We start from the raw sequence: 12,154 nt of genomic DNA, 5'->3' as shown, positions 1-12,154 counted from the left end.
GCCCCGCCGCCGGACCCGCGTCAGATCCAGCCGGCCTCGGTCGCGATGCGAATGGCGTCGACGCGGTTCCTGGCGTTGAGCTTGGTGACGATCTTGGTGAGGTAGTTGCGCACGGTCCCCACCGACACGTGCATGGCGGCCGCGATCTCCGGCGGCTCCGCGCCGTCCGCGGCCAGCCGCAGCACCTGGACCTCCCGCCCCGACAGCGGCATCTCGCCGACGTCCCACGCGGTCAGCGCGAGCTGCGGGTCCACGATGCGCCGCCCGGCCGCCACCTCGCGTACGGCCTGGGCCAGCCTGTCGGAGGGCTGGTCCTTGAGCAGGAAGCCGGAGACCGACACCGAGAGCGCTCGGCGCAGCGTGCCGGGGCGGCCGAGGCCGGTGAGGATCAGCGTGCGGCAGGTCGGCAGCTTCGCGTGGAGTTCCTCGGCCGCGGACAGGCCGTCGAGCACCGGCAGGTCGACGTCGATGATCGCCACGTCGGGACGGGTCTCCAGCGCCATGGGCACGATCTTGTCACCGGTGTCGACCTGGGCCACCACGGTCAGGTCGTGCTCCAGGTCGAGCAGTGCGGCCAGCGCGCCGCGCACCATGTGCACGTCCTCGGCGAGGAGGATCTTCAGCGACAACAATGCCCATTCCCCTTGTTCACGCCCCAGCGGTAACGAGGGTCCCCGCCATCGTGCGACCGGGTGCGGCGCCACACGCCGAAATGCCGCTATCCGCCATCGGATCAGGCCACAGGTCCAACCGTCTGCCCCCGAATCGTACTCATCCTCGGGGAAGAGGCAATGCCGCCGGCTCCTTACCCTTAGTCAGCCCTGCTGTCAACCCGCGAGCTGAGAGCCCCGGCGGGCGCGGTGGCGACCAGGCGGAACGTCCCGTCGTGCGCCTCGACCGAGAGCCGCCCGCCGATCGCCCGCAACCGCCCGGCCAGATCGCCCAGGCCGGTGCCGCCCTCCAGCAGGGGGACCGGGCTCTGCCTGGCGCCGTCGTTGGCGACGCTCAGGCGCACCTCACGCCCGTCCCCGTCAGCCGTGATCCGGCACCCGGCGCCGTCGCTGTGGCGCAGCACGTTGGTGACGGCCTCGCGCAGCACCATCGCGAGCACCGCGTCGAGCTCGTCGGGAATCGTGTCCGCGGCGATGTCCACGCGGGCGTCGATCCCGGCCGCGGTCAGCGTGGACAGGGCCGAGTCGACCTCCGCGGCCAGCGACATGTGCCGGTAGCCGCTGGCCACCGAGCGCACGCCCGCGACCGCCCTGCGAGCGATGTCGAGCACGTCCGCGATCTCCGACTTGGCCCGCCCGGCGAGCCGGGGCAGCAGGCGGAAGGCCAGCTCCGACTTCACGGTCATCGCCGACAGGTCGTGCCCGAGCAGGTCGTGCAGGTCGCGGGCGACCCGCAGGCGCTCGCGCGTCACCGCCATCCTGGCCAGCTCGCCGCGGGCCTGGTCGACCTGCTTCACCAGGCCGGACAGGGAGCTGACGCCGAACACCACCAGCCCGGTCAGCAGCGTGGAGATCGTCAGATAGGCGCTCCAGTCCAGCGGCTCGCCGTAGGCCAGCGACAGCAGGAGCACGCCGGCGCCGGCCGCCGCGTACAGCGCCCACCGAGGCCATCCGGCCAGCGTGAGCAGCAACGACCCGGCCAGGAAACCGCCCATCGACCCCCATGGCATGGCGATCCACACCAGCGGCAGCACCGTGACCACCGCCTGCAGCGCCAGCATCCCCGCCCGGGCCCGCACCGGCCACGAGCGCGAGTCACGCAGCGACATCACGATCTGCGCGCCGACCAGGACGGCGACGCACCCCACGGCGCCGGCCAGATCCACCGGCGGCTGCTCCAGCGCGAGCACGTTGATCACGAGCAGCACGCCGTATCCGGCCAGCACCACGACGGTGACCAGCCGGGCCACGCGCAGGTGCCACGGCTGCGAGGCCACCTCGCCTGACGGGGCGGCCTCGCCCGGCGGACGTTCGGCCGTCCCCGACCGCAACGGCGCCTCCGCCGTCAACGCGAACCACCCGTGCTCGACCCGGACCGCCTCCAGCGTGCCGCCGATGGCCGTCAACCGGGCCTCGAGGTTGCCCAGCCCGGAGCCGTTCGCATACGGTGCCGCACCGGGTGACGGCTCGGCCCCGTCGTTGGCCACGCGCAGCCGCACCCGGCCGTCGTCCACCGCCACCTCGATCACGCAGCGCTGCGCCTTGCTGTGCCGCAACACGTTGGTGACGGCCTCGCGCAGCACGACCGCCAGCACGGTCTCCAGCCGTTCCGACAGGCCCTCGACGGAGCTGTGGACCTGCACCCGCATCTCGGCGGCCGCCAGCATGGACTCGGCCGAGGCCAGCTCGGCGGCCAGCGACATGGGCCGGTAGTCGCCCACCACCGCCCGGACGTCCGCCAGCGAGCGGCGGGCCACCTTCAGGACGTCCTGGAGCTCCTCGCGGGCCCGCTCGGCGGCGGCGGGCAGCAGCCGGTAGGCCAGCTCGCTCTTCACCGTCACCGCCGACAGGTCGTGTCCGAGCAGGTCATGCAGGTCGCGGGCGACCCGCAGGCGCTCCTTGACCACGGCCATCCTGGCCAGCTCGCCGCGCGCCGCGTGCAGCATGTCCACCAGCGACGCCAGGGAGCTGACGGCGTACACCATGAGCCCGGTCAGCAGCGTGAAGTACGCACCGTAGAACAGGCCCACCGCGTCGACCTGTCCCGGCGACAGGGCGAGCAGCACCCCGCCGCCGACCAGCGCGTAGAGCGCCCAACGGAACGGACCCGTCACGGTCAGCAGCATGGATCCGGCAAGGAAGCCGGCGATGGTCCCGGCCTGCGGGCCGACCCAGAGAAAGGGGGCGAACGTCACCACCGCCTGGGCCGACAGGGTCGCAACCCGCGTCCGGGCCGGCCACGCCAGGCTGTCGCCCGTCGAATGCGCGAGCTGCAGCAGGAACAACACGGCCAGGCACAGGCCGAAAACCGCCAGGCCCGCCCCGCGCAGACCGTCGACCCAGACGAAGAACGAGACGTTGGCGACGTAGCCGAGCAGGACCGCGATCGTCACCGCCCGCGCCATGCGCAGCGCGCCGAGCCCGCCCGTCCTGAGCTCCACCTGTGACCTGGGAACCAGCCGTGCCAGCCAGCGCTGCGCGAAACCGGACTGTCCAGCCATCGACTTCTCCTCCGAAGCCCGACGGGGCCCCCTCGTCGGCAGCCGGGGTCCGCACGCAATGTACAACAGATCCACGATCAGGTCAGCATGGCCCGCGCCCTGGCGGCCCAGTCGTCGTCGTTGACCGCGTACCGCTCCGCCGGTCCTTCGACGTCGGGCCCCGCGTGGTGGCCGATGACGAACCCGCCGACGCTCGACTCCACGCGCCAGTCGAGGCCGAACACGCGGGGCGCGGTGTCGGTGTCGCCGATGTCCATCCGGCAGACGGACAGCCTCATGGCGGTGCTGACCAGGGAGAGCGTCTGGCTCAGCGCGCCGACGTTCTTGAGCACCAGGGCATAGCTCATCCCGTCGTACTTCCACGACACCCTGCGGAAACGCGCGGTGATGAAGAGGAGCGCGGACGGCGTGCCCGCCAGGTTGGCCGCCACCCTGCCGGTCTGCAGCAGCTCGTCCGCGCCTGCCGGGTCGGCGGGGATCGGTTCGAGCCGGTGGCCGAAGGGGTCGTAGTGGAAGACGCCGCGCGGGATGCCGGCGCATCTGTCGATGATCGCGTACAGCTCCAGCTCGTAGCGGCCTCCGCTGCTGGCGTAGGGGCGGTCGCTGGTCGCGGTGGCCGAGCTCTCCAGCGACGAGCCGATCAGCGCCCGCACCCTGGCCGCGCGGTACAGCAGCTCGCCGAGCTTCTCCGCCGTCAGCGGCCGCCCGGCGTGGCGGTGGCCGGGCTCTGCGGCCTCGACCGCGGTGGTCAGCTGCGGGTCCGCCGCGACCAGCCGGTCCCAGGCGGGACGCGGCAGCGAGATGGCGGCCTCGGCGGAGCCCGGCTTCACCACGGGCTCGACGGCCCGCTGCTCGCCCAGGGGATAGGTCGCCCCGAAGTCGTGATCGTGCCGGCCGAGCGTGGAGCGGGTGTGGAACATGAGGTCGAACGGCGACCAGGCGACCAGGGCGGGGTCGCAGTCCTCCGCGAAGCGCACCGGCTGGAACGGATCCCCTTCCTCGGCCTGCACCGCCATGCCCGCGGCCATCAGGTAGGTGATCACCGAGTCGGCCGCCTGCTCGGCCGGTACGGCCGGCCGCATCAGCTCGCCGAGCTGGGCCATGGCGTCGGGCCGGTGCAGGATGACCCGGTGCAGCGACAGCGGGGACTCGATGGAGCAGTGGTTGCCGTCGGTCCGGATCAGCGCGAACCTGGACAGCCGGACCGGGTGCGCCGGCGGCGTCTCCGGGAGCCGGAAGCGCGCCTGCTGGGTGAGCGGGATCACGGAGATCAGCGGCTGCTCCTGGTCCAGGCCGAACGAGCGCACCACGAGATGGTGCAGCCGGTCGAGCAGCGCGGCCAGTTCCCGCCTGTCGGGGTCCTCGAGGACCACGTTGCCCAGGGAGATCGGCCCCAGGCTCATCCGCCGCATGGCCTCCAGCACGGCGGGCCTGGGGCTCGGCAGTGTCGTGTCCTCCCAGCGGCTGTGCACCACCACGACACTGCGTTGAGGCACGGGCTCGATGTACACGTCCTCGCGGAAGGACCACAGGGGGAAGGGCCCTCTGGACATATCGCTACTCCATACTCGGGTGGCTCACAGGAACAACGGGATGGGATTGAGGTCCTCGTACGCGGTGGGCGCGGCAAGCCGGCCGAGGCGGACCGGCACGTCGTAGAGCCGGCCGGGGGCGAACCGCGCCCAGAAGTGGCGCAGGCCGGGGACGATGACCTTGACCACCGGCATGCCGATGTCGGGGCGTGTCTGGTCGAGGACGAGAACCTCCAGGCCCTGCCTGCGGGCCAACCCGAGCAGGTGCTCGATGTCGTCGCGCAGATCCTCGCGCGGGGTGTACGCATAGTCCGTCAGGTCCTTACAGGGCCCGCGCCCGCCGGGGCGCAGGTAGGGCTGGTTCTTCGTGGTCGCCGTCCGCCACCAGTGCTGGATGTGGTGGTCGGCCGGCCCGTACCCGCTGCCGTCGGCGCGGGCGCCCACCACGGACGGCAGCAGCTGCCCCAGCTCCGTCAGCGCGCGGCGCGCCGCCACCCGCGGGTCGAAGTGGGCGCCGAAGCCCAGCATGACGTCCTCGGCGGGCTTGTCGACGCGCCGGGAGACCGCCGCCATGACCGGCACGCCCAGGTCTGAGGTGATGTCGAGGACCCAGAGCTCGCGGGCGAGACCGCGGTAGCGCCGCTGGAGGCCGCCGATCCACGGGTCGTCGAACGAGTCGAGGTCCACGGCGGGGTGGCTGGTGCGGTTGTACCACCACAGTGCTACCCCGTCGCGCTCGACCAACTCGAGGAAACCCTGGACGATCGCGTCCTCGACGCTGGCGCCCGCGGCGTTGCCGTTGGAGTCGGCGCGCAGCGACGCATGGCCGTTCCTGGTGAAGTAGAGCAGGTCGGTGGGGAGCAGGCGGTGGCGGTTCGCGGTGAGCGACCAGACCGGGGTCCAGTCGATGACCTCCGCGGCGTCGAAGGGTTCGGGGACACGCTGGAAGGCCATGTTCGCCGCGTTCCAGGCGTCGCGGCCGAGGAACTGCCGGTGGTGGAAGAGCTGGCACGCGTCGGGGTGGACGGCCCGCTCCGAGCCCAGGTCGCGGTAGCTGCCCCGCACCGTGGGCTCGTCGCCGAGCCGCGCGCCGCAGTAGCGCTCCACCGCCTCGCACAACGCGCCGACCCTGGCTTCGAGGTCGGTGCTTCCCTTGCCGCCGCTCTGCTGGCGCAGGCCCATCCTGATCGCCGAGAGGCTGTCGTCGGCGAGGGCGAGGTTGGGTCCTGACAGGTAGCAGTGCACGAAGGAGGGGCTGCGGGGGTCGCGCTGGATCTCCTCGGTGATGCCGGTGACGGGGTCGGCCAGGTGCCGGTAGCGCTCCCACACCTGCTCGGGGGCCAGCGCACGGTGCCCGTTGCCGCCGGCGGCCGTCTTGTCCCTGGAGACGACGGCCACGGGTCCGGCCACGCGGGCCGCGACGAGGCCGGCGTCGCCGCAGGCCGGGCACTGCGGGCGCCGGTCCACGCGGTGGCGCCCGCTCTGCAGCGACATGGTGTCGAGCGTCCACACGGCGTTCTGCCGCTCGCCGCGCGAACCGGCCAGCCACTTGACCGTCTCCAGCGCCGCGAGGTGCAGGCCCAGCGCGCGGGTGAGCGGCAGCGAGGCCTCCGGCGGGGCCACCAGGTCGCTCAGCGTGTCGCGCAGCCACCGCTCACCGCGCCGGTGCCCGCGCAGCCTGGTCGCCAGGCACGACCAGCAGGCGCCCGTCCCCGGCTGGAAGACCGGGCCGATCCACAGGTCGGCGCCCGTCGGCTTGGCCAGCAGCCAGGGCCGGCCGTCCGCCAGCATGCTCGCGTTGACCCGCTCGAGTTCGGGGTCGAGGTAGTCGTCGCAGAGCACCAGGGAGAAGGCCGCGGGCGCCTCGCCGACGGTGACGTCCATGGACCGCAGGGTCTCGGCCGCCTGCCCGGCGTCGGCTCCGCCCAGCGCGAGCAGCCGGACGGTTGCCCGCGCCAGGTTCGAGACGGCCTGGTCGGCGTCCATGTGGGCCAGGTCCCAGTACGCCTCGGCCGCGGCGTCGCCCGGGACGGCGGCGGGCCGGCGCGGCCCGACCAGGTTGGCCCGCGCCAGCTTGCCGAGGAGCTGTTCCAGCTCGACCGGCGAAAGTCCTCCGTGCTCCTGCACCTCGGCCAGGCTGCGGCTGCCGTCCAGCAGCGGGGCGAGCGCCTGGATCCGCGGCCCGGAGAGCGCGATCGTCTTCCGCGCCGAGGTGAGGTAGACGGCCTCCCCGGGAACGGTGGTCGCTCGCAGGTGGCGTTTGAAGCCGATCAGCGGAGGATTCGCCCGGTTCATGATGGTCACCCGGTGTAGGAGGGAAGCGCGTAGAAGCCGGGGGCGGGGTGGTCGAGGTCCTCGATGCGGACGAGCTCCTCGGCGTCCGTCCAGGTGGCCATGGCGTAGCCGGTGACGTGCCGGTCGGTACGGTCGAGTGTGGTGGTCATCGCAGCCCTCTCGAGGTCAGGTGTGGTGTTCCGACGCACCAAAGTCTGGAGCGGCGGCCCCGGCGGGCATAGTTTCCGCGTCACTTCCGGAGCGTGAAAGATTCACACTCCGCCCGTGGCCATATGTGTAGGCTTCTCGGATTTTCTCGACCTAGGCTCGCCGCATCCGTATCGAAAGATTGGGGGAGACGTCATGCGACAGCTCCGGATCAGCAGGTCGCAGAGAAAGCGCTCGATCCGCCGGTCGAAGGGCAGCATCTCTCTCGACCTCGACACGCGCACCCCGGGCGGCGTTCGGCTGCCGTACTGACCTGCGGAGATGCCGCCGCCGGCGGCGGCCCGTCGAGCGGGGTCCGCCAGGGGAGGTGGTGTGGACGGATGAACCGGGAATCTCCGGGAGCCGGCCACACCGCTCCCGGCGGTTTCCACTTTCAGGCTTGAGAAAACGGTAATTCGCTGGAACGGAAGGGAAAATGTATCACGATCTGCAGATAAACCGCCTGAGGGCTCTGGTGACCGTCGTCGACCTCGGCGGTTTCCGGCGGGCGGCGGAGGCGTTACACGTGACCCAGCCCGCCATCAGCCAGCAAATCCGCCAGCTCGGCAACCTCGTCAAAGGGCCCATCTTCGTCTCCACCGGGAGGGAGCTGCGGCTCAGCCACCAGGGCGAAGAACTCCTCGGGTACGCCCGCAGGATCGTCTCGCTCAACGACGAGGCCGTCGACCGGTTCGTCCCGCCCGCGGGGAACGTACGGGTGTCGATCGGCATCGGCGACCAGCTCGCGGAGGCGCTGCCCGACATCCTGCGGCTGCTCACCCGGGGCATGCCGCACGCGCAGGTCGGCGTGCGAACCGGATTGAGCGAGTCGCTGGAGAGCCAGGTGATCAGCGGCCAGCTGGATCTGGCGCTGCTGTTGCAGCCGCGTTCGGCGCGCGCCTCCGCCACCGGGTACGAGCTCGGCCGCATGCGCATGGACTGGTTCGGCCAGCCGGCGCACGGCGAGGGGGCGGCGCTGCCGCTGACGCTCTTCACCGAGCCGTGCACGCTGCGCAGCCGCATCCTGGAGGCGTTCGACGCCTCCGACGTTCCGTGGCGGGTCGCGTACGAGGGATCGGAGCTGGTCGGGTTACGCGCGGCGGCGAAGGCCGGGCTGGGCGTGGCCTGCCTCATCGCGAACGGCGACGAGTTGTGGGGCCTGCCGCGCACGGTCAGGTTGTCCCTGCCGGACCCGCCCGGCCCCATCCCCGTGACCCTGGCCGTCTCCACCGGAGCGGCGACCCCCGGCTTCGTCAAGATCGCCAGAAAGGCCCTCCAGAACGCGCTGCGCGGCTACCCGTTCGCCCGGTGAACCCTCTCACCGGGCCGGGACCCGTACGAGCAGCCACCCTGAAAATCACGTGAACCAGCGCCCCCGCGCAAGAAGAATGCAGTGATGCGCACCCTTTACGCCATCACCCATCCGGAGGCGACACACCACGTCGAGGGAATCGTCGGCGGTTGGCATGATTCGCAGCTGACGCCGGCCGGACTCGGCGCGGCGGCCTCCGTCGCCCGGGCGCTGCGGGGCCGGATCCCCGACGGCGCCGACGTGGAGCTGTTCTCCTCCGATCTGCGGCGCACCCGGCAAACGGCCGAGAAGGTCGCCGAGTTGTTCGGCGTCGAAGCGATCCTGGACCGCCGGTTGCGGGAGAAGTCCTACGGAGAGGCAGGGGGAAAACCGCAGGCGTGGCTGGACCAGCGCTTCGTCCCGCCGCCGGCGGACGGGGAGCGGCTGGAACACGACGAGGGCGTGCAGGGTGCCGAGACCAGGGCGGCGCTGGCGCGGCGCGTCTACGCGGCCATGGACGAGATCGTGCGGCGGCCGTGTGAACACCAGATCATCGTGACGCACGGTGGGTCGCTGACGTTCGTCGTGGCGTCCTGGATCAAGATGCCGATCGAGGCGGTCGGCCATGTCAGTTTCCGAGCGCCGTCCGGCAGCATCACCACGCTGCGCGAGGACGACTTCTACCACAACCGCACGGTCTACCTCGGCGACACCCGCCATCTCGGCTCCGGCGAGCCCCGCTGACCTCTCCCTGGCCCGCTCTCCCCCGAGTCCGCCGCCGGTGGTGACGGTCACGGTGTCGTCATCTCTCGTTCGGTGACCCAGCTCGTGACCGCCTTCGCCAGCACCGCCCTGGCCCTTCTGAACTCCGCCGCGTCCAGCCGCTCGCCACGGGTGTGGTCGAGCGCGGCGTCGCCGGGACCGTAGGCGACCATGGGGACGTCCTGCCAGGTCGCGGCGAGGGTGTTCATGGCGCTGCCGCCTCGCCTGGCCAGGAACCGCGGTGTCGCCCCCGTTTCGCGGAAGGCGCGTGAGAACGCGCTCACCAGCGCGTTCGTCCTGGGCGTGAGCACGCCCGGCGTGGCGGCGAGCACCTCCACGCCTGCCGGGTCGGCGACCAGCCGTACCAGCGCGACCAGGTTCTCGACCGGCGTGTCCCGCGGCACGCGTACGTCGAAGACGGCCTCGCCCTGCTGCAGATGTCCGGCGTTGACCGCGTGGATGGCGAGGACGGCCATCAGGGCCTTCGGAGAGGCGTCCGCGATGGCGTCGCGGAGCCGGCCCAGCAGGTGCACCATGCGCTCGCCGGTGGTGACGACGCCGGTGCCCGCGGTGTGGCCGAGGGGTTCGGTGACGCTCAGGCGGACCTTGAGCTGGCCGTGGTTGCCGACGGTCAGCGTTTCCGCGCCGCTCGGCTCGCCGATGATGACGGCGCCGGCCGGATAGTGGTCGCGGACGAAGGACGTGCCGCGCGCGGTGTTCGCCCTCTCGACCGCGCCGACGACACGGACCTGCGCGTGGCCGGGCACGTCCATCCCTGCCAGCGTCTCCAGGAACGCCACCAGGCTGCCCTTGGCGTCCACGCAGCCGCGGCCCGAGAGGACCTGGCCGTTCCAGTGCACCGGCCAGCGGTGGGCGACCGTGTCGAGATGGCCGAGCATGAGCATCCGCTCGGGTCCTGAGCCGCGGGTCGCGACCAGGTTGCCGGCCTCGTCGATCTCGGCGTGGACGCCGTGCTCCGTGCACCAGTCCACGAGGAACTCCGCGAGCTCCCGCTCGTCGTACGAGACCGAGGAGATCTCCACGGTCCTGGCGAGCAGCGACAGGTCGGCGGCCGGCGCGGGAGCGCGCCAGAAGCGGGTGCCGGACGCGGGCGACAGGATGTGCGGCCCGGTGATCGCGACGTCCGCGGTGCCGGACAGCGCGATCTCGGCGGCCCGCACCTTCTGGCGCATGCGGCCCCGCGCGTACGCCTGGCCTTCGCCGCGGGTCGCGTGCTGGATCCGGCCGGCCGGGTCCGCCGGGTCGGCGAGCAGGCCGGCCGTGCCGGTGACCAGGCGCAGGTGGTCGGCGTCCAGGGCGTTGGCCAGCTCTGCGGCGAGCACGTCGGCGTCCACGCTGAGCGGCGTGCCGCCCGTGGCGTCGGAGACCGGCGGAGCCAGGCACACGACGTCGAACACCTCGAGCAGCCGGTTGACGCCGTCGACGTCCACCGCGCACACCGTGCCGGCGCGATGGTCGCGCACCACGCACGTCCGGCCGTCGATCTCCGCCCGTACCGGCGGGTTGGCCAGGGCGGACACCAGGGCGCCGGTCTGCGCGACCGCGGCGAACACGCGCAGGCCGCGCTCGGAGAGCGCGCGCCGCACGCGGGGCAGGGTCACCTGCTCGTAGGCGGCGACGATGTGCGGGATCTCGGCGGGCGGGCAGTAGCGCACCTCTCCTCCGCCCGTGCGCATGGTCCGGACGAGCCGGCCGATGTCAGCGTAGTGCCGGGCGATCCCGGCCGTGCCGCCCGCGACGAGCAGCAGCCTGGCGCCGCGGGCGCGCAGGCCGGCGACCTCGTCGAAGAGCTTCTCGTGGTCCAGACCGGCACTTCCGATCTTGATGACGTACAGGGCCGCCCTGCGGGTGCCGGCGACGTGTCCTGGCACGGACATCTTCGGCTCCTCTTCGCCTGATGCCACGGAGGGGTCGCCTCCGCCGGCAAGCAGCACCGTTCCGGTGGTGGACGGGTTGGGTCGCCGGCGGGGAACTCGTCGTCCACAGGAACGCATGATTACTACGCGAGCATAAGCGGCAAAATGGGGATGTTTCCGCAGTTCAGCAGAAGGATTGCTTATGCCGGAACAGTCGCTCCCTTATCACGAGGGATCAGCGTCTTGGAGGCCTGCGAAGGCTTCAGCGAGTGGCTGCATTCCGGCCGGCACGGAGTGATCGCCGGCAACGACCCCATCGAGATCTCGCGGGCAGGCCACCTCGGCCAGCGGGTGTGTCCCGTTTCCGGTCATGGGGTGAAGCGGTAGCCCATGCCGGGTTCGGTGATCAGGTGAACCGGGTGGGCGGGGTCGCGTTCGAGCTTCTTGCGAAGCTGGGCCATGTACTGGCGCAGGTAGTGGGTTTCCTTGACGTGTTTGCTGCCCCATACTTCGGCCAGCAGGTAGCGCTGGGGGATGAGCTTTCCGGGGTTGCGAAGCAGGATTTCCAGGATGTGCCATTCCGTGGGGGTGAGCCGTATGCCTGGCGAGACGGTCTTGCGGGTCAGGTCCACGGTGTGGTCGCCTATTTCGATGCTGGCCAGCTCGGCCTCGTGGACGGCAGCTCGGCGGGTGACGGCGCGGATGCGGGCGAGGAATTCGTCGATGCCGAACGGCTTGGTGACGTAGTCGTCGGCTCCCGCGTCCAGGGCTTCGATCTTGTCGGCGCTGCCGGCCCGGCCCGACAGGACGACGATAGGGATCTTGGTCCAGCCGCGCAGGCCGTGGATGACGTCGATGCCGTCCATGTCGGGCAACCCGAGATCGAGTACGACCAGATCGGGATGCCATTCGGCGGCTTCACGCAGGCCGGAGCCGCCGTCGGCGGCGACCGCCACCTCATAGTGGCGGGCGGCCAGGTTGATGCGCAGTGCGCGCAGGATCTGCGGCTCGTCGTCGACGACGAGGATCTTGGTCATGG

At 71.7% G+C, this 12,154-nt stretch carries 9 protein-coding genes; 2 read left to right on the top strand and 7 right to left on the bottom strand.

The window, feature by feature from the left end; all coding sequences use genetic code 11:
• Positions 1-20: 20 nt before the first annotated feature.
• From ACZ6SA_RS47595 to ACZ6SA_RS47575, 5 genes are all read right to left on the bottom strand, one after another.
• The gene (locus ACZ6SA_RS47595) at positions 21-629 is read right to left on the bottom strand and encodes a response regulator transcription factor (protein WP_443152749.1); all 609 of its coding nucleotides are present in this window, start codon (positions 627-629) and stop codon (positions 21-23) included.
• 182 nt (positions 630-811) lie between these two features.
• On the bottom strand, positions 812-3,172 hold the full coding sequence (locus ACZ6SA_RS47590) for a sensor histidine kinase (protein WP_465835953.1): 2,361 nt from the start codon (positions 3,170-3,172) through the stop codon (positions 812-814).
• A 77-nt stretch (positions 3,173-3,249) separates the two neighbouring features.
• Positions 3,250-4,725, bottom strand: a complete 1,476-nt coding sequence (locus ACZ6SA_RS47585) for a SagB family peptide dehydrogenase (protein ID WP_465835951.1) — start codon at positions 4,723-4,725, stop codon at positions 3,250-3,252.
• Positions 4,726-4,749: 24 nt separating this feature from the next.
• A complete protein-coding gene (locus tag ACZ6SA_RS47580) occupies positions 4,750-6,999 on the bottom strand; it encodes a TOMM precursor leader peptide-binding protein (protein WP_465835949.1) in 2,250 nt (749 codons plus the stop codon).
• Between the two features lie 5 nt (positions 7,000-7,004).
• A complete protein-coding gene (locus tag ACZ6SA_RS47575; RefSeq protein WP_465835947.1) occupies positions 7,005-7,148 on the bottom strand; it encodes a hypothetical protein in 144 nt (47 codons plus the stop codon).
• Positions 7,149-7,621: 473 nt separating this feature from the next.
• On the opposite strand from ACZ6SA_RS47575, the gene ACZ6SA_RS47570 reads away from it, so the two are divergent.
• Complete coding sequence (locus tag ACZ6SA_RS47570) at positions 7,622-8,497, top strand: LysR substrate-binding domain-containing protein (RefSeq protein ID WP_347648174.1); 876 nt, start codon at positions 7,622-7,624, stop codon at positions 8,495-8,497.
• Between the two features lie 84 nt (positions 8,498-8,581).
• Complete coding sequence (locus ACZ6SA_RS47565; protein ID WP_465835945.1) at positions 8,582-9,220, top strand: histidine phosphatase family protein; 639 nt, start codon at positions 8,582-8,584, stop codon at positions 9,218-9,220.
• A 47-nt stretch (positions 9,221-9,267) separates the two neighbouring features.
• Here ACZ6SA_RS47565 and ACZ6SA_RS47560 read toward each other — a convergent pair whose 3' ends face one another.
• Positions 9,268-11,136: a M20/M25/M40 family metallo-hydrolase gene (locus ACZ6SA_RS47560; protein WP_347648166.1), complete on the bottom strand. Its 1,869-nt coding sequence runs from the start codon at positions 11,134-11,136 to the stop codon at positions 9,268-9,270.
• A 347-nt stretch (positions 11,137-11,483) separates the two neighbouring features.
• Complete coding sequence (locus ACZ6SA_RS47555) at positions 11,484-12,152, bottom strand: response regulator (RefSeq protein WP_347648165.1); 669 nt, start codon at positions 12,150-12,152, stop codon at positions 11,484-11,486.
• Between the last annotated feature and the right edge of the window lie 2 nt (positions 12,153-12,154).

Source organism: Nonomuraea sp. NPDC049378, from assembly GCF_055586745.1.
This window is presented reverse-complemented; position numbering and strand designations above follow the sequence as displayed.